At 71.7% G+C, this 16,869-nt stretch carries 14 protein-coding genes and 1 CRISPR repeat array; of the genes, 7 read left to right on the top strand and 7 right to left on the bottom strand.

The window, feature by feature from the left end:
* Positions 1 to 114 precede the first annotated feature (114 nt).
* A complete protein-coding gene (locus ACWC97_RS07700) occupies positions 115 to 1,392 on the top strand; it encodes a thymidine phosphorylase (protein WP_352273496.1) in 1,278 nt (425 codons plus the stop codon).
* Between the two features lie 97 nt (positions 1,393 to 1,489).
* Positions 1,490 to 2,080: a Uma2 family endonuclease gene (locus ACWC97_RS07695; protein WP_450648012.1), complete on the top strand. Its 591-nt coding sequence runs from the start codon at positions 1,490 to 1,492 to the stop codon at positions 2,078 to 2,080.
* A gap of 153 nt (positions 2,081 to 2,233) precedes the next feature.
* On the opposite strand, the gene ACWC97_RS07690 is transcribed toward ACWC97_RS07695, so the two are convergent.
* On the bottom strand, positions 2,234 to 5,632 hold the full coding sequence (locus tag ACWC97_RS07690) for a S8 family peptidase (protein WP_450648010.1): 3,399 nt from the start codon (positions 5,630 to 5,632) through the stop codon (positions 2,234 to 2,236).
* Between the two features lie 197 nt (positions 5,633 to 5,829).
* On the opposite strand from ACWC97_RS07690, the gene ACWC97_RS07685 reads away from it, so the two are divergent.
* The gene (locus ACWC97_RS07685; RefSeq protein ID WP_352273493.1) at positions 5,830 to 6,216 is read left to right on the top strand and encodes an STAS domain-containing protein; all 387 of its coding nucleotides are present in this window, start codon (positions 5,830 to 5,832) and stop codon (positions 6,214 to 6,216) included.
* Between the two features lie 79 nt (positions 6,217 to 6,295).
* On the opposite strand, the gene ACWC97_RS07680 is transcribed toward ACWC97_RS07685, so the two are convergent.
* From ACWC97_RS07680 to ACWC97_RS07670, 3 genes are all read right to left on the bottom strand, one after another.
* Entirely contained in the window at positions 6,296 to 7,285 is a 990-nt protein-coding gene (locus ACWC97_RS07680) for a sigma-70 family RNA polymerase sigma factor (protein ID WP_450648008.1), read from the bottom strand.
* Between the two features lie 175 nt (positions 7,286 to 7,460).
* On the bottom strand, positions 7,461 to 8,183 hold the full coding sequence (locus ACWC97_RS07675) for a L,D-transpeptidase family protein (RefSeq protein ID WP_450648006.1): 723 nt from the start codon (positions 8,181 to 8,183) through the stop codon (positions 7,461 to 7,463).
* Positions 8,184 to 8,268: 85 nt separating this feature from the next.
* Positions 8,269 to 9,621: an MFS transporter gene (locus ACWC97_RS07670; protein ID WP_450648004.1), complete on the bottom strand. Its 1,353-nt coding sequence runs from the start codon at positions 9,619 to 9,621 to the stop codon at positions 8,269 to 8,271.
* Between the two features lie 62 nt (positions 9,622 to 9,683).
* Between ACWC97_RS07670 and ACWC97_RS07665 the strand changes: the two genes are divergently transcribed.
* The gene (locus tag ACWC97_RS07665) at positions 9,684 to 10,637 is read left to right on the top strand and encodes a LysR family transcriptional regulator (protein WP_352273489.1); all 954 of its coding nucleotides are present in this window, start codon (positions 9,684 to 9,686) and stop codon (positions 10,635 to 10,637) included.
* Positions 10,638 to 10,698: 61 nt separating this feature from the next.
* Positions 10,699 to 12,196: a CRISPR direct-repeat array (repeat unit 29 nt; unit sequence GGGACCACCCCCGCACGCGCGGGGACCAC).
* A 404-nt stretch (positions 12,197 to 12,600) separates the two neighbouring features.
* Complete coding sequence (locus ACWC97_RS07660; RefSeq protein ID WP_450648002.1) at positions 12,601 to 13,182, top strand: hypothetical protein; 582 nt, start codon at positions 12,601 to 12,603, stop codon at positions 13,180 to 13,182.
* Between the two features lie 37 nt (positions 13,183 to 13,219).
* Here the strand turns inward: ACWC97_RS07660 and ACWC97_RS07655 are convergent, their stop codons facing one another.
* Positions 13,220 to 13,999 carry an alpha/beta fold hydrolase gene (locus ACWC97_RS07655; protein WP_352273487.1) on the bottom strand — a complete coding sequence of 260 codons (780 nt, stop codon included), beginning with the start codon at positions 13,997 to 13,999 and terminating at the stop codon, positions 13,220 to 13,222.
* Positions 14,000 to 14,102: 103 nt separating this feature from the next.
* Here ACWC97_RS07655 and ACWC97_RS07650 point away from each other — a divergent pair, with 103 nt between their 5' ends.
* Positions 14,103 to 15,257, top strand: a complete 1,155-nt coding sequence (locus ACWC97_RS07650) for an adenosine deaminase (RefSeq protein WP_352273486.1) — start codon at positions 14,103 to 14,105, stop codon at positions 15,255 to 15,257.
* A gap of 135 nt (positions 15,258 to 15,392) precedes the next feature.
* Positions 15,393 to 15,710 carry a hypothetical protein gene (locus ACWC97_RS07645; protein WP_352273485.1) on the top strand — a complete coding sequence of 106 codons (318 nt, stop codon included), beginning with the start codon at positions 15,393 to 15,395 and terminating at the stop codon, positions 15,708 to 15,710.
* A gap of 187 nt (positions 15,711 to 15,897) precedes the next feature.
* Here the strand turns inward: ACWC97_RS07645 and ACWC97_RS07640 are convergent, their stop codons facing one another.
* Both ACWC97_RS07640 and ACWC97_RS07635 read right to left on the bottom strand, forming a co-directional pair.
* A complete protein-coding gene (locus ACWC97_RS07640; protein ID WP_385208595.1) occupies positions 15,898 to 16,101 on the bottom strand; it encodes a PspC domain-containing protein in 204 nt (67 codons plus the stop codon).
* 135 nt (positions 16,102 to 16,236) lie between these two features.
* Positions 16,237 to 16,785 carry a VanZ family protein gene (locus tag ACWC97_RS07635; protein ID WP_352273483.1) on the bottom strand — a complete coding sequence of 183 codons (549 nt, stop codon included), beginning with the start codon at positions 16,783 to 16,785 and terminating at the stop codon, positions 16,237 to 16,239.
* Positions 16,786 to 16,869 lie beyond the last annotated feature (84 nt).

The raw sequence follows: 16,869 nt of genomic DNA, 5'->3' as shown, positions 1-16,869 counted from the left end.
CGCCCGCCGGGAGGGCCACACCCCTCTCCACCCTCTATGCGCGTAGAGTCAGCCAGGACTCTCGCGTACCGCACGTGTGTACGTAGTACCACCGGCCGGAAGGACTCCCAGGACATGGACGCCATCTCCGTCATCCGCACCAAGCGGGACCGGGGCGAGCTGACCCCCGAGCAGATCGACTGGGTGATCGACGCGTACACCCGCGGCGAGGTCGCCGACGAGCAGATGTCGGCGCTGGCCATGGCGATCCTGCTGAACGGCATGAACCGCACCGAGATCGCCCGCTGGACCGCCGCGATGATCGCCTCCGGCGAGCGGATGGACTTCGCGTCCCTCTCCCGCCCCACCACCGACAAGCACTCCACCGGCGGCGTCGGCGACAAGATCACCCTGCCGCTCGCCCCGCTGGTCGCCGCCTGCGGCGCCGCCGTGCCGCAGCTCAGCGGCCGTGGCCTCGGCCACACCGGCGGCACCCTCGACAAGCTGGAGTCCATCCCCGGCTGGCGGGCCCACCTCTCCAACGAGGAGATGCTCTCCGTCCTGGACACCACCGGCGCGGTCATCTGCGCCGCCGGTGACGGGCTCGCCCCCGCCGACAAGAAGCTGTACGCGCTCCGCGACGTCACCGGCACCGTCGAGGCCATCCCGCTGATCGCCAGCTCCATCATGTCCAAGAAGATCGCCGAGGGCACCGGCGCGCTCGTCCTGGACGTCAAGGTCGGCTCCGGCGCCTTCATGAAGACCATCGAGGACGCCCGCGAACTGGCCTCCACCATGGTCGCGCTGGGCACCGACAGCGGGGTGCGCACGGTCGCCCTGCTCACCGACATGGCCACTCCGCTCGGCCTGACCGCGGGCAACGCCCTGGAGGTGCGCGAGTCGGTCGAGGTGCTGGCCGGCGGCGGCCCCAAGGACGTCGTCGACCTCACCCTCGCCCTGGCCCGCGAGATGCTGGACGCGGCCGGTCTCAAGGACGCCGACCCGGAGAAGGCCCTCGCCGACGGCTCCGCGATGGACGTCTGGCGCCGGATGATCTCCGCCCAGGGCGGCGACCCGGACGCGGCCCTCCCGGTCGCCCGCGAGCAGCACGTGGTCACCGCCCCGTCCACCGGTGTCCTGACCCGCCTGGACGCGTACGACATCGGCGTCGCCGCCTGGCGCCTCGGCGCGGGCCGGGCCCGCAAGGAGGACCCGGTGCAGGCGGGCGCGGGCGTCGAGCTGCACGCCAAGCCGGGCGACCGGGTCACGGCGGGCCAGCCGCTGCTGACCCTGCACACCGACACCCCGGAGAAGTTCGACTACGCCCTGAAGACCCTCCCCGGCGCGTACGACATCGCCGCCCCGGACACGGCCTTCACCGCCACCCCGGTGGTGCGGGAACGTATCGCCTGACCTGCGGTTTCCTCGTGCGGGTGAACGGGACCGGTGGACCACCGCCGGTCCCGTTCGGCATGCTGGACTCGGTGACGCACCTATGAAGGAGACCGCCATGAGCGCACTCACCGTCGATCCCGCCCCGGGCCACGGCCGGGAATGGGACGACCTCGTCCGGATCTGGGAGGAGACGGACGCACCCGAGGGCTGCGAGGTGGAGATCATCGAGGGGATCGTCACCGTGTCACCGCCGCCGTCCAAGGACCACAACACCACTGCGGAGCTTCTGCAGCGCAGGCTCTATGGGGTCATCCCGGAGGACTGGGGGATCTACCAGACCCTCGGCGTCTCGGTACCGGGAAGGGCCGGGCTCTACAGTCCCGATCTCGTCGTCGTACCACGGGCGATGGCGACAGGACCGGGGAACCGCATCCCCGCCGAGGCGGCCCGGCTCGTCGTCGAGATCACTTCCCGGGCCAATGCCAACCACGACCGCATCGGCAAGGTGCGCGGCTACGCGAAGGCCGGCGTCGAGCTCTTCCTGCTGCTCGACCCGTGGCACTCGGGCCGCCCCACCGCCACGCTCTACGGGGAACCCGACGGCGCCACCTACCGGGTGCTGGAGACGGTCGAGTACGGGGAGAAGCTGACGCTGCCCGAGCCGTTCGGGCTCGTCCTGGACACCGGCGTCTTCCCGGTGTCCTGAGCCGTTCGCGGTTCCGGGGCTTCCGCGGTCCCGAGGACTTCGCGGGCCCGCGGCCGCACGCGCAACGGCCCGCCGGGGAGGGGGGAACTCTCCCGGCGGGCCGTCGTTCAGGTGCGCGGGCGGTCGGCCGTTCGGCCCACCGCCCGCCGCGGGTTACTTGCCGAAGTACGCGTCGTAGATCGAGACCGACGCCTTGTTGCCCTTCTTGTCCGTGACGTTGGCCCGGTAGGAGATGGACTTGCCCTTGCCCGGGTTCTTCACGGAGATCTTCCCGGACTTGACCGTGACCTTCTTCCAGGTCTTGCCGGAGTTGTAACTGACGTACACCGTCAGCGACTTGAGGTTCTTACCGGCGGCCGAGCCCTGCACCTTCACCGGCACCGAGGCGGTCCGGCCGGCGGTGACCTTGCCGTCCGTCGTCACGTTGGGCGTGAAGCGGACGGTGGAGACCGGCAGGGACTGCTCGGTGGCCCTCTTGGAGCGGAAGGTCCAGCTCGCGTCGATCCGGCTGGTGACGGCGGTGGACTTCGGGTCGAGCTTGACCGAGGTCGTCAGCCGGTAGTCGGCGGCGCCGGACGGGACGGTGAAGGGCTCGCCCTCCACCGGGTCCTTGCTCTGGGCGTACTTCACACCGTTGCGGTACAGCACGGTCTTCACCGAGGTGTACGACTGGAAGCCGAGGTTGCCGCTTCCGTCGGCCGCGAGCGGGATGGCCGGGAAGATCTCGTTGCCGTCGCGGAAGATGCCGGTGCCCCGGCCGAGGCCCGGGCCGAACACCGCGGTGTTCACGGTCTTCGTGTACTTCTTGCCCGCCTTGTACGTGGCCGGGTTGCCGATGGAGTACATCGCGTCGGTGGCCGGGATGCCGTCGGAGTCCACGGCGCCGTCCTGGGCGAAGTCGAGGGCCCACTTCACCTTGTCGGCGGTCGAGAGGTACTGCGTGACCTTGCCCGGCAGCTTGTGCAGGGACCAGGCCGACCAGCCGCCGTTGGAACCGGGCAGCTCGCCCGAGGCGGCGAACTCACCGGTCTTGCCCTTGCGGGAGGCGCCCATGGTGACGTCCACCCGGGACAGCTGGGCGGCGGTGAACTTCCGGCTGTAGCCGGTCGAGGCCTTGGTCACCGGACCGCCGACGGCGATGTCGTACCGGGTCGAGGCGCCCTTGGTCCATGTGCCGATCCAGTGCGCGGAGAGCGAGCCGTCGGTGACCGAGGGGCCGACGTGCGCGGTGCGCAGGCTCTTGAACGTGTCCAGCAGCCAGCCGTACCCGTACGACGTGTTCGCGTTGTCGAACTGGAGGTCGGGGGAGGCCAGCAGGCTCTTCGTGCCGGTGGCCGGCAGCGTGATGTCGATCGGCTTCGCCTTGCGGGCGTCGAACGTCACGGTGAGGTTCTTGGTGACGTCCAGCTTCGGCTGCGAGATCCAGTCGGCGCCCTTGGAGAGGTCCTCCGGGTCGATGTACACGCCCGAGTTGAGCGTGTAACCGCCCTTGGGAACGCGCACCTTGACGAGCCCCTTGTCGGTCTCGTTCGAGAGCCAGACCCCGAGCCCCGCACCGGACAGGCCGAAGAGATCGGTGTCGGCGTACGCGGCGGGCCGGCCGTCCCGGCCGAGGACCTTGACCGTGACGTCGTACGACTCGATCTCGCGCTCGACCGCGGCCGCGGTGCGCACGGTCTGGCCGCCGCCGGTGCCGACGACGTACGCGGAGTAGCTGCCGTCCGCCGTCCCGCCGAGCTTGGTGTTCACGGTCAGCGGTACGTCGGCGGTGCCGCCCGCGGGCACGGTCACCTTGTCGACGCCGAGGGCGAAGAAGCCGGCCGGGGCGGGCTTGCCCTTCGGGCCGGTGGCCGTGACCGAGAGGTCGAGGGTGACATCGGTGGTGCCGAGGTTGCGGTACGTCACGGTCTTGGTGACCGGGGCGTCGTCGGTGTGCGGCCACTGGTGCACGCCGAAGCTCACCGAGACCGGCTCGGCGACCACGGTCTGCTCGATCGCCCGGTCCACCGCGATCCGGCCCGAGCCCTGCTCGAACGGCGTGTACGCGCCCGGCTTCGTCGAGGCCGTCAGCGCGCCCTTGAGCTCGGCGTACGTCCAGTCGGGGTGCTGCTGCTTGAGGAGCGCCGCGGCGCCCGCCACGTGCGGGGTCGCCATCGACGTACCGGAGATCGTCAGGTAGCCCGGCGGGTTCTGGCCTACCTCCTTGTCGATCTCGGAGCCGGGGGCGGCGGCCGCCGTGATGTCCACGCCGGGGGCGGTGACATCGGGCTTGATCGCCCCGTCGCCGACGCGCGGGCCCCGGCTGGAGAAGTCGGCCAGCACGTCCTTGTCGTCGACCGCGCCGACGGTCAGCGCGGAGTCCGCGCTGCCCGGCGAGCCGACCGTACCGGCTTCGTCGCCCTCGTTGCCCGCCGCGATGGCGAACAGCACGCCCTTGTCGGCGGAGAGCTTGTCGACCGCCGCTTCCAGCGGGTCGACCTCCGGGGTGTCCTGGCCGCCGAGGCTCAGGTTGATGATGTCGGCGCCCTGGGCGACCGCCCACTCCATCCCGGCCAGGATGCCGGAGTCGTCGCCGAAGCCGTCGTCGTCGAGGACCTTGCCCTCGAGGAGCTCGGCGTCCGGGGCGACCCCCTTGAACTTGCCGCCCGACTTGGCGCCGGAACCGGCCGCGATCGAGGAGACGTGGGTGCCGTGGCCGACCCGGTCCTTGGTGTCGGGCGAGGCGGTGAAGTTCTTCGAGTCGAGGATCCGGCCCTGGAGGTCGGGGTGGGTGGCGTCCACACCGGTGTCCAGGACGGCGATCTTCACGCCCTTGCCGGTGTACCCGGACTTCCAGGCGGTGGGGGCGCCGATCTGCGGCACGCTCTTGTCGAGGCTGGCCCGACGCACACCGTCCAGCCAGACCCGGTCGATCCCGGCGGCGGTGGTGCGCTGCACGCTCTTCGCGGGGCGGGTGGTGAGCGCCTGCCAGATGTCCTGCGCGTCCTCCTGCGGCGTGGTCACCGACTGGGCGTTCAGCGTGGCCAGGTTCCGGCGGACCTCGGTGGAGCCCGCGTCGCGGACCTCCGCCTTGGCGGCCGCGGCCCGGGCGCCCCGGTAGGAGACGATCAGCTTCAGGCCGGACTTCTGGGACCGGCGGTACTCCGGCCGGCTCAGCTCCGTGACGTCGAACAGCCGGCGGTCCAGCTTCCCCGAGCTGATCAGCCGGTGGGCGTCGGCCGGGATGAGCAGGGTGTGCCCGTCGTGCGTCTGCCGCTGTACGGGTATGTGCTCGCGCCCCTTGGCCGGGCGGAAGGAGACGACCCTGCCCTTGGCGTCCACGGTGACCCGGTCGCCGGTGATGAGGGTCAGTTCGTGCCCGGCGGCCGATCCGGCACCGGCCACGCGGGCGATGGCGGGGCCGCCGTCGCCGGGCTGGGCCACGGCCGGGCTGGTCATCCCGGCCGCGAGCGCCACGGCGGCTGCCGCGGCTACGGTCGAAACACACGCGCTTCTCACGTGTTTGCGCAACTCTCCCCCTGGAGAATCAGGCGGCCCCGAGGGCCGGTTCATGTACCTAGAGTCGAGATCACTCGAAAAGGTTCACAGAAGTCGCACAGATAACCGGAGTTGACGGAAGTTCATCGCCCGTTTCCCGGGGTTTCGGAGGCCCGTCCGGGCGCGCCGAGACCCGCCGCGGCCAAGCGGGACACAGGGGAGGGGTGGGACGGGGACGGGGCGGGCGGCGGCGGACGGACCACGGGCCGGCGATGAGTTTCGGCCGCCGCATCGGTCAACCGGTCGTGGAACCCATTGAATCCGTCACCCCGGGCGCTCTCGTCGTCACCGGCCATGTCACCAGAGACGTGGTGCCGGGACTCTGCGCCGAGCTGGAATCACTGCTGTACGCGCCCGACGGCACCGTCCGCCACCCGGGCGCGGAGGTGGACTGCGACGTGGGCGGGGTCGCGCGGGCGGATCTGGCCCTGGTCGAGGCGGTCGCGCGGCTGGGGCTGGTGGCCCGCCGGGCGGGCGGTGGAAGGCTGCGGCTGCGCAACGCGCCACCCGAACTGCGCGACCTGCTGGACCTGGTCGGCCTCGCCGACGTGGTGGACGTACGGTGCGTCCCGGAGGCGGGCGGCGCGGTGGGCGGCTGACCGCCGCCCACCGCCGGTGGCCGGGGCCGTGGTCCGCGTGCGGGGACCCCGGCCGACGGCCTTTCGCGTACGCCGGGCCCTACGCGGCGTCGTCGTCGAGGTGGTCGGGCAGACCGAAGAGCGGGAACCAGCGAGGGGTGTCCAGGAAGCAGTGCATCCCGGTGATCGCCCCGTCCGCGATGTCGATGACCTGCACCGCCCACGGCACGAATCCGGGCCCGTCCGGGTTCGGCTTGTAGTGCGCGAACGCCGGGGTGCCGTTCGCCTCCGTCGCCACCAGACGGGAACCCGCACAGCCCGCGCCGAGGGAGAGCATGAAGCCGGTGATGTCGTCGTGCCCCTGGAGCCAGAGGTCGAACGGCGGCATGGTCATGACGGCGTCCTCGTGGAGCAGCGCCGTCAGCGCCTTCATGTCGTAGCCCTCGAAGGCCGCGACGTACCGTTCCAGGAGCTTGCGCTGCTCCTCGTCGAGCGGGTTGGCGGTGTCGGCCGGCCGGCCCTCGTGCTCGGTGAGGGTGGCCCGGGCGCGCTGGAGGGCGCTGTTCACCGAGGCGACCGTGGTGTCGAGCAGCTCGGCGACCTCGCTCGCCTTCCAGGCCAGCACCTCGCGCAGGATCAGCACGGCGCGCTGCTTGGGCGGCAGATGCTGGAGCGCCGCGACGAACGCGAGCCGCACCGACTCCCGGGCCACCGCGGCCTCCGCCGGGTCGGCCACCGTCGGCAGGACGCGGCCGTCCGGCACCGGCTCCAGCCAGGTGTTCTCCGGCAGCGGGTTGAGCGCCGCCTCGGCGAGCGGGGTCGGGCCGGACAGATCGACCGGGCGGGCCCGCTTCTTCCCCGCGTTCAGCATGTCCAGGCAGACGTTGGTGGCGATCCGGTACAGCCAGGAGCGGAGCGAGGAGCGGCCCTCGAACTTGTCGAAGTTGCGCCAGGCACGCACCAGCGTGTCCTGCACCGCGTCCTCCGCCTCGAAGGCGGAGCCGAGCATCCGGTAGCAGTAGCCGGTCAGCTCGACCCGGTGTCCTTCGAGACGGCTGTCGACATCCGCCGCCGCGGTCAGATCGCTCATCGTTCTTTCCACCCCTGTTGTGCTGCGACATGGCTCGTTCCAGCACTCCGGAAGCTACCGCAGGCCACTGACAGCCGGGGGCGGAAGCGACGAAACGGCCCGGATCACGGCCGCGCGGGCGACCGTGGTCCGGGCCGTCGAGGGTGGTCCGGGCCGCCGAGGACGGCGCCGTCCGTCACGTGCCGGGCTTGCGCCCGTACACGTACACGTCGTCACCGTTCCTCAGCAGGTTCCAGTACGACTTGGCGTCGGCGGTACGCATGTTGACGCAGCCGTGCGAGCCCGGCGGGTTCCACATCTTCACGCCCACCGCGTGGAACGCCTGGCCCCCGTCGAAGAACTGGGAGTACGGCATCTTCACGTTGTAGAGCGTCGAGACGTGGTCGATGTGGCGCCAGTAGATCTTCTTCGACCCGGTGCGGGTCTCGTACCCGTTCCGCCCGGTGCGCACCGGCACGGGACCGAACTTCAGCTTGCTGCCGTCCTGGATCCAGCTCAGCTGCCGGGTCAGGTCGACGCACGCGATGCGCCCCTTGTTGGTGGGGCACTTCCCGTCCTTGTTGGGGTTCTTGCCGGCCGCCTTCTGGGCGGTGAGCGTCTTCATGGTGCGCCAGGTGACGGGCCCGGCGTACCCGATGGTGGGGGTGACCCCGTAGGTGCTCTGGAACGATTTGATCGCCTTGCAGTCGGCGGCCGACTGCTTGCCGTCGACCGGCCGCTTCAGATACTTCTCGACCTGCTTCTGGTACGGCCCGGTCGTCGTCGTGCACGACGCCGCCTGCGCGGACCCGCCGGTGGCCAGCACCAGCGCGGGCACCGCCGTCAGCCCCGCGACCGACAGCGCGATCCCGCGCCGCAGCCTCAGCCGCACTCCCCGTATGTTCCCCGGGACTCCCATGTACGCCAACTCCCCTTCGCGCGCCGTGAGGTGCTTCCGCCTGTTGGACGCGCGTCGGGGAGTCGTTGGTTGTGCGCCGAATGTCTCAGTTCTGTACGGATGCCCGCACGGGCGACACCGTGACCGGCCGGATCCGTTCGGCGCGGGCGGCCCGTGTCCCGTGGAGCGTGATCGCGGTGACGCCGACGACCGCGAGCAGCCCCAGCGACACGGTCCCGGCCCAGCCCCCGGCGTGGAAGGCGACCGCGCCGAGCGTGCCGCCCGCGCTGGAGCCCAGGTAGTAGGCCGACTGGTAGAGCGCCGACGCCTGGGCGCGGCCCTTCGTTGCGGTACGGCTCACGGAGGACGAGGCGACCGCGTGCCCGGCGAAGAAGCCCGCCGTGATCAGGACCAGGCCCAGCAGTACGGGGACGAGCCCGTTGCCGAGCGAGAGCAGCAGCCCGGCGGCGGTGGTGGAGACGGCCAGGTACAGCGCGCCCCGGCGGCCCAGCCGGGCGACCAGCTTCCCGGCCGCGGCGGAGGAGACCGTACCGACGAGGTAGACCAGGAAGATCGAGCCCACGACCCCCTGCGGGAGGTTGAACGGCGCCTCCACCAGCCGGTACCCGATGACCGTGTAGACCGCGCCGAACACCGTCATGAACAGTGCGCCGATCGCGTACAGCCGGCGCAGCAGCGGATCGGCGAGGTGCCCGCCGACCGTCCGGGCCAGCGCCTTCGGGTTGAGCGTCCCGGGGGTGAAGTTCCGGGCCCGGGGGATCATGAGGTGGAAGACGACCGCGCAGGCCAGGGCCATCAGCCCCACCGCTCCGAGCGCCGCCCGCCAGCCCCACAGCTGGGCGATCCAGCCGGTGACGATGCGGCCGCTCATGCCGCCGATGCTGTTGCCGGCCACGAACAGCCCGATCGCCGCGACCAGCGCCTTCGGCCGCACCTCCTCCGCCAGGTACGCCATCGCGGAGGCGGGCAGCCCGGCCAGGGCGGCGCCCTGCACGGCGCGGAGCGCGATCAGCCAGCCCAGCGAGGGGGCGAAGGGGACGAACAGCCCGACCAGTACGGCGACCGTCAGCGAGGCGGTCATCATCTGCCGCCGCCCGAACCGCTCGGACAGCGCGCTCAGCGGCAGCACGCACAGCGCCAGTGCGCCGGTCGCCGCGGAGACCGTCCAGCTGGCCTGCCCGGCCGTGGCGCCGAACGAGGCGGAGACGGCGGGCAGCAGGGCCTGCGTGGAGTAGAGGAGAGCGAAGGTCGCGACACCCGCGGCGAAGAGCGCGAAGCTCATCCGGCGGTACCCGGGGCGGCCCGGTTCGAGGCGCTCCGCCCCGGTACGGGCCGGCGCGGCGGCGGTGGCGGCGGGCGCGGGGGAGTCGGCGACGGGGGACGGCTGGGGCGAGGCGGCCACGACGAGCGTGGACGCCCCGGTACTGGCAGGAGGCATACCCCGAAAGTAGGCCCTCCCATTTCATGCGTCCAATGCACGAAGTGGCCATAATCAATCCCATGGCGCATGAACACAGCTCACAGCCCCGGCTGTCACCGAGCAGTTACGAAGAAGACATCCGCGCCGTGCTCGCGCCGAGGCTGGCCCACTTCGCGGCGGTCGCCCGCCACGAGCACGTCACGCGTGCCGCGCAGGAACTCGGCGTACCGCAGTCGACGCTTTCGCGGGCGATGGTGCGGCTCGAACAGGACCTGGGCGTCGCCCTGTTCGCCCGCAAGGGCCGTACGGTCTCGCTCACCCCGGCGGGCCGCACGTTCCTCGTCTCCGCCGAGCGGGCCCTGGCCGAGGTGGAGAAGGCCGCCGACTCGGTGCGCGCCGACGCCGACCCGGCCACCGGCAAGGTCGCCTTCGGCTTCCTCCACACCATGGGCTCGGAGACCGTACCCGCCCTCATCCGCGCCTTCCGGGCCGACCACCCCGGAGTCCGCTTCCAGCTCGTGCAGAACTACGGCGAGGCGATGATCGAGCGCCTGCGCGCCGGCGGCCTCGACCTCTGCCTCACCTCCCCGGTCCCGGACGCCCCCGACCTGGTCGCCCGCCGCCTGGACGAGCAGCGCCTGCGCCTCGTCGTCCCCGAGGACCACCGCCTGGCCACCCGCCGCCGCATCCGCCTCGCGGAGGCCGCCGACGAAACCTTCGTCACCCTGGAACCCGGCTACGGCCTGCGCCGCATCACCGACGACCTCTGCACCGAGGCGGGCTTCACCCCCCGCGTCGCCTTCGAGGGTGAGGAGGCGGAAACCCTGCGCGGCCTGGTGGCGGCCGGCCTGGGCGTGGCCCTCCTCCCCCCTCCGGCAGTCCCACGCCCGGGCGTCGTCGAACTGACGGTGACCGCCCCGAGAGCCGCCCGAGAGATCGGCGTCGCCTGGCTCGACGGCCACCCCGACACCCCACCGGTGGCCGCCTTCAAACGCTTCCTCCTCTCCCGCCGAGGCCACCTCCTCCCGGACTGATCTCCACCCACAGAAAAGAAGTGACACGAACATGTGTCACTGTCACATCTCCGAGCAAGGCCCACCCACCCCCGCACGCGCGGGGACCACGATCCGCAGGACGTCATCGCCGACATCAGCCTGGGACCACCCCCGCACGCGCGCGGGGACCACGACGCCCTGTCCGCCCACCTGGACTGGAACCCGGGACCACCCCCGCACGCGCGGGGACCACCCGCCGGGCAGGGCCCAGTGTCCTTCGTAGGGGGGACCACCCCCGCACGCGCGGGGACCACACCGAGGTAGCGGCGTGGCTGGTCGACGACGGGGGACCACCCCCGCACGCGCGGGGACCACATGAGCGATGACGGAGTGATCGGGCGGATCGAGGGACCACCCCCGCACGCGCGGGGACCACTCGCGCCGCGGCGAGCAGCCGGCGGCTTTCGGAGGACCACCCCCGCACGCGCGGGGACCACACGAAGACCCGGCCCCGCAAGGAGTCGGCCGGGGGACCACCCCCGCACGCGCGGGGACCACCGGGGCGCCGGCGCTTCCGGTGACCGGCACGCGGGACCACCCCCGCACGCGCGGGGACCACATCCGAGGTAGGTGGATCGGTAGATCGGGGTAGGGACCACCCCCGCACGCGCGGGGACCACTCCTGGTGGGTGTAGCGGACGAGCTGGTTGAGGGGACCACCCCCGCACGCGCGGGGACCACAATTCCTGACACTGAGACGGTTCAGTGTCCGCGGGACCACCCCCGCACGCGCGGGGACCACCTTGCCCGGGTGGGCAGCCAGGTCGTCGAGCTGGGACCACCCCCGCACGCGCGGGGACCGCACGACGTGGGCGAAGAGGAGCGGCGAGAAGCCGGGACCACCCCCGCACGCGCGGGGACCACCCCCCCCCCGTCAAACGCCGGAGATCCCGCCGCCTGGGACCACCCCCGCACGCGCGGGGACCACGACGCCCGGGTGATCCCGATGACCTCCGCCACGGGACCACCCCCGCACGCGCGGGGACCACTGGACCGGCGGGGGAGCGCGGCGTGGTGGCTGGGGACCACCCCCGCACGCGCGGGGACCGCGCCAGCCTAGGATGCGGTTCAGGTCGCGGGTGGGGACCACCCCCGCACGCGCGGGGACCACTGGACCGGCGGAGGAGCACGGCGCGGTGCCTGGGGACCACCCCCGCACGCGCGGCGACCACATGTACTTGTTGCTGAGGTACAGGTCATAGCCGGGACCACCCCCGCACGCGCGGGGACCACCGGCGCACGCAGCGCAGTACACGGGCCTGCGGGGGACCACCCCCGCACGCGCGGGGACCACCGGTCAACCGCATCTCGCAGGGACCCGCCGCTGGGACCACCCCCGCACGCGCGGGGACCACACGCCGAGAAGATCCTCCGGGTGCCGTTGACGGGGACCACCCCCGCACGCGCGGGGACCACAGACTCAGGGACGATGCGGCAGCGTCCTGCATGGGACCACCCCCGCACGCGCGGGGACCACCATGTGTCGGCGGGTTCGAGGGTGTCGGGTGCGGGACCACCCCCGCACGCGCGGGGACCACTCTTCTTGACCTGCGGGTTCATCGAGGGGAGAGGCCAGTTTCGTCCAACTTCGCTGAATCCGGCATATGTCGCATAGGTTTCAATCCGCCCTGCTTGCTCGCTCTCAAGTAGCCTGATGATGACAGCCACTTGAGCGGAAAGCGCCCCGATTCCGTCAAGTTGACGTTGAGCGCTACCGAGGCTTTACCCGCCCCGGCTCGTCTGCGCTGCCGTGTTGGGAAGAGGGGCCAACCAGACGCCCGTCCGGTGCTTTTGCCGCCGCGCGTCTCGGGAGGTGGCAAATTGATCGTTGGGGCGCGGGTCGGCGTGAGCCAGTCGGTCCGAATTGGGTCTGGGTGCCTCTCTGTTGAGTAGTCCGAGCCCTGCGTGCCGTGTGCGCGGGCACCCCGCCTACTCTCCCGGTATGAAGATCATGGCGGTCGGAGTCGCGATAGGAGCAGGGTTCGGGGCGGCTACCTCGCTCGTCAACGCGCTCTCCTCCCCGTACACGCACATCGGCGCACCGATCACCGGGACCCTTTGGGGCGGTGCCGCCAAGGTGCTCAGTCTGCTGATGGACGCGGGCTGGGCGTGGGCTGCGTTGGCGGTTGTGGTCGGGTGGCTGGTCGGTACGCCGGTCCGGGGGGCGCTGACCGGGGCGCTGGCGCTGTTCGCCGCCACGTGGACGTACTACGTGACGGACGCCGCCGTCGCGGACGCCGAGACGGACATGGTCACGTGGTGGGTGGCAGGGCTGCCGCTCGGGCTGCTCCTGGGTGCGGTGGGCTCGGCCGTCAGGCGGCCCGGTGTGGTCGGCCTGCTCGCGGCGTTGACGGTCCCGGTGGGGGCCGCCGCGCAGATGGTCGTCATGCCGCCCCGGCCGCACCTCGTCATGACACCGGGCATCATTCTCGCCGAGGTCATCGTCTGGACGGCCGCCGTGTCCGGTGCCGTCTGGGCCGTACGCCGCTTCCGGGTCGCGAGGCGTACGGCCGCAGCCGACTGACGGGGGCGCGATCCGCCGAGATGACCCCGGCCCGCCCTCAGTCCCGCAGCGACTTCCCGAACCCCGCCGCCAGCGGCATCCGCAGCCCCAATGGCGGCGGGGCCGCCAGGGCGTCCGTGACCGGGCGGGCGTAGGCGCGGCCGAAGAGCGAGCCGCGGACGAAGTTCACCGCCAGGGCCATGACTTCGGCGCGGTGCTGGCGCAGGCCGTGACCGTCCGAGTGGACCTCGAAGCGGCAGGTGTCGCGGTTGGTCTTCTTGGCGCGTTCGGCCAGGCGGAAGGAGAGTTCGGGGTCGGTGCGGGCGTCGTTGGTGCCGTGGACGAGGAGGACCCGGCGGCCGAGGAGGTGTTTCACCGGTTCGGGGTCGGGTTCCGGTTCCGGGCCGCCCGGATCGTGTTCCGGGAGCCAGGGGGCCATCGCCAGAACGGAGTTGACCGCCGAGTGGCCGCCCGCCCGGAGCGCGGCCCGGCCGCCCATGCCGTGACCGGCCAGGCAGACGGGGACGTCGCCGTAGCGGCGTACGACCTCCTCCACCGACCACTCGGCGTCCGCCGCGAGCCGGGCGTCCGTCGCGTTCCAGCCACGGCAGCCGTAGCGGACGACGTGCACGGCGAGACCGTCCTCCTTTCCGGCGCGGGCCAGGGTGCGGGCCAGCGGTAGCTGGCGGGCGTACGAGAGGGGGGAGGGGCGACGATGCGAGTCGGCCTCGCCGTCCGGGAGCAGCAGGACGACGCCGCTGACCGCGGTGGTGGCTCCGGCCGTCCGGACGGCCCGTCCCAGCCTCGGGGCAGGCAGGGGGAGTGCGCGCTGTGCCATGGCAGAACAGTGTCAGAAGGAGAGGTGTACGCCACCCGTATTCGCGGTCACTGTTACGCATCGACAATCGGCGATCTACGCGCGTAGGGGCTAGAGTGCGCAGATGATGAGCCAGCCCCTTAACGTGCCCGGCCGGGATCAGATCCGGCGCGCCCCCAAGGTCCTCCTCCACGACCACCTCGACGGGGGCCTGCGCCCCGGGACGATCGTGGACCTCGCCCGCGCGAGCGGGTACGAAGGACTTCCCGAGACCGAGCCGGACAAGCTCGGCATCTGGTTCCGTGAGGCGGCCGACTCCGGCTCGCTGGAGCGCTACCTGGAGACGTTCGCCCACACCTGCGCCGTCATGCAGACCCGTGAGGCGCTGGTCAGGGTGGCCGCCGAGTGCGCCGAGGACCTGGCCGCCGACGGTGTCGTCTACGCCGAGGTCCGGTACGCCCCCGAGCAGCACCTGGAGGCCGGGCTGACCCTCGAAGAGGTCGTCGAGGCGGTCAACGAGGGCTTCCGCGAGGGCGAGCGACGGGCCCGCCGCGACGGCAACCGCATCCGGGTCGGCGCCCTGCTCACCGCGATGCGGCACGCCGCCCGGTCCCTGGAGATCGCCGAGCTGGCCAACCGCTACCGCGACCAGGGCGTGGCCGGATTCGACATCGCGGGCGCGGAGGCGGGCTTCCCGCCCACCCGCCACCTCGACGCGTTCGAGTACCTCAAGCGCGAGAACAACCACTTCACCATCCACGCGGGCGAGGCGTTCGGCCTGCCGTCGATCTGGCAGGCCATCCAGTGGTGCGGCGCCGACCGGCTCGGCCACGGCGTCCGCATCATCGACGACATCGAGGTCGCCGAGAACGGTGAGGTCAAGCTCGGCCGCCTCGCCTCCTACGTACGGGACAAGCGCATCCCGCTGGAGCTGTGCCCGACCTCCAACCTCCAGACCGGCGCCGCCGCCTCGTACGCGGAGCACCCGATCGGAATGCTGCGGAAGCTGCATTTCCGGGCCACGGTGAATACGGACAACCGGCTCATGAGCGGTACGAGCATGAGTCAGGAATTCGAGAAGCTGACCGAGACCTTCGGATACACGCTCGACGACATGCAGTGGTTCACCGTCAATGCGATGAAGTCGGCTTTCATTCCTTTTGATGAGCGTCTGGCGATGATCAATGAGGTGATCAAGCCGGGTTACGCCGAGCTGAAGGCGGAGTGGCTCTTCGAGCAGACCGCTGCGACCAGCGTTTCTTCCGCGGCCTCGGACTGATCGGCGGCTGCGCGGGAACGGCCGGGATGTCGAATTCCCGGCCGTTTCGGCGTGTCGGACTGTTTGTGAGGAGCGGGAAACCGTGGCTACTTTTCGTTGTTCCCACACCCCCTTCTCCCTCCGAGGATGAATTCCATGAAGCAGTCTGCTGTCAGGACTCTCGGTGTCGCCGCTCTCGGTGCCGCCTTCGCCGCCGCTGCCGCGGGCACCGCCTCCGCCGCCGTGCTGCCGGCGAACGCCGTGGGCATGGCCCTGCCCGTCGCGAGCTCGGCGGTGGACACCGCCACCCAGGGCCTGCCGCTCCAGGAGACCACCACCAAGCTCCTCGGCACCAACCAGCAGAAGCTCGTCGACGGCGCCACCGGCCCGGTCAAGGGCCTCCTCGGCGGCCTGCCCGCGGGCGGCGCGAACGCCGGTGGGCTGACGGCCAACGGCATCCCGCTCGGCGGCTGAGAGCCCGCACCCACGGCCGGAAACCGATAGCACCCGGTCCACACCGGCCGGCACCCGGTCCACACCGGCCGGCACCCGGTCCGTACCGGCACCCGTCACCGCATTCGCATCCGTATTCCGCTGTACGCCCGTGGGGCGGCCACCCGGTCCAGGTGGCCGCCCCACGGGCGTACGCGTACGGAAGAGGTCACCAGTCGGTGGCCGCCCTCGTCCCTTCCGCCGGGAGCAGCAGCCACAGCGCCAGGTAGAGCAGGAACTGCGGGCCCGGCAGCAGGCACGAGACCAGGAAGATGATGCGCATCGTCCCGGCGGAGGTGCCGAAGCGCCGTGCCAGCGCTGCGCACACTCCGCCGATCATGCGTCCCTCGCGGGGGCGGACAAGTCCGGCCATGGTGGGCTCCTTCGCGAAACCGTTGCGGGGATCCGTCGTGCGGATTCGTCGCTGGGATGAGGTGCCGGGAGCCGCTCCGTGGGCTCCCGATCCGATGAATCCATGGTCTCCGGCGAACGGGGGCAAAGCGTCGCTCTACGGGGCGATCCCGACCCTGGGAATCGTCGGGGTAGCACCCTGGGGGGCCTCGTCCCTGGGGCGGGGGGCGGTCTCGGCCCGCCCCTCCCTCCGGCGGCGCAGCCGCGCCCGGCACACGGGGACGACGAGCAGGTGGGCGACGGCCACGCCCACCGTGTTCAGCAGCAGCGAGTCGACGTCGACGACCTGGCCGGGCACTCCGGTCTGGGCCAGTTCTATGAGCGTGGAGATGAGCGTTCCCGCCGCGACGGTACGGGCCAGCGAGGCCCACGGGGACACGGTGAGGCGGCCGCCGGCCATCGGCAGCAGGACGCCCAGCGGGGCGAGGAGCAGCAGCCCCTCACCGATCCGCCGGGTGGCCTCGACCGGGCCGAGGGCCAGATCGGCCCGGATCCCGGCGAAGAGATGAAGATTCGAGGCGGTCGCCCAGGGGACGTCGAGCGGGCGCAGGGTCAGCCACCCGACGAGCAGCAGATGCGCGAGGAGCAGGCATGCCCCGGTCGCGCGGAAGCGGATGACGGTCTGGCCGTCCGTACCTTGACGCACGCCCCCCAAGACGCGGCGGGCGGCGGAATCGGTTCCGCCGCCTGTCGATCCGCACGTCCGGATTACGTCCGGAAACGGTAACGG

The sequence above is a fragment of the Streptomyces sp. NPDC001108 genome, from assembly GCF_053598535.1.
Note: the sequence above shows the minus strand (reverse complement) of the source record. Positions and strands in the feature narration are given on the sequence as shown.

Excerpts from the sequence above, each read along its gene's own strand:
- ACWC97_RS07645 (WP_352273485.1), top strand. The coding sequence starts at position 15,393 with ATGAAGCAGTCTGCTGTCAGGACTCTCGGTGTCGCCGCTCTCGGTGCC.
- ACWC97_RS07665 (WP_352273489.1), top strand. The coding sequence starts at position 9,684 with ATGGCGCATGAACACAGCTCACAGCCCCGGCTGTCACCGAGCAGTTAC.
- ACWC97_RS07695 (WP_450648012.1), top strand. The coding sequence starts at position 1,490 with ATGAGCGCACTCACCGTCGATCCCGCCCCGGGCCACGGCCGGGAATGG.
- ACWC97_RS07680 (WP_450648008.1), bottom strand. The coding sequence starts at position 7,285 with ATGAGCGATCTGACCGCGGCGGCGGATGTCGACAGCCGTCTCGAAGGA.
- ACWC97_RS07640 (WP_385208595.1), bottom strand. The coding sequence starts at position 16,101 with ATGGCCGGACTTGTCCGCCCCCGCGAGGGACGCATGATCGGCGGAGTG.
- ACWC97_RS07690 (WP_450648010.1), bottom strand. The coding sequence starts at position 5,632 with ATGAACCGGCCCTCGGGGCCGCCTGATTCTCCAGGGGGAGAGTTGCGC.
- ACWC97_RS07675 (WP_450648006.1), bottom strand. The coding sequence starts at position 8,183 with ATGGGAGTCCCGGGGAACATACGGGGAGTGCGGCTGAGGCTGCGGCGC.
- ACWC97_RS07700 (WP_352273496.1), top strand. The coding sequence starts at position 115 with ATGGACGCCATCTCCGTCATCCGCACCAAGCGGGACCGGGGCGAGCTG.
- ACWC97_RS07660 (WP_450648002.1), top strand. The coding sequence starts at position 12,601 with ATGAAGATCATGGCGGTCGGAGTCGCGATAGGAGCAGGGTTCGGGGCG.
- ACWC97_RS07650 (WP_352273486.1), top strand. The coding sequence starts at position 14,103 with ATGATGAGCCAGCCCCTTAACGTGCCCGGCCGGGATCAGATCCGGCGC.
- ACWC97_RS07670 (WP_450648004.1), bottom strand. The coding sequence starts at position 9,621 with ATGCCTCCTGCCAGTACCGGGGCGTCCACGCTCGTCGTGGCCGCCTCG.
- ACWC97_RS07685 (WP_352273493.1), top strand. The coding sequence starts at position 5,830 with ATGAGTTTCGGCCGCCGCATCGGTCAACCGGTCGTGGAACCCATTGAA.
- ACWC97_RS07655 (WP_352273487.1), bottom strand. The coding sequence starts at position 13,999 with ATGGCACAGCGCGCACTCCCCCTGCCTGCCCCGAGGCTGGGACGGGCC.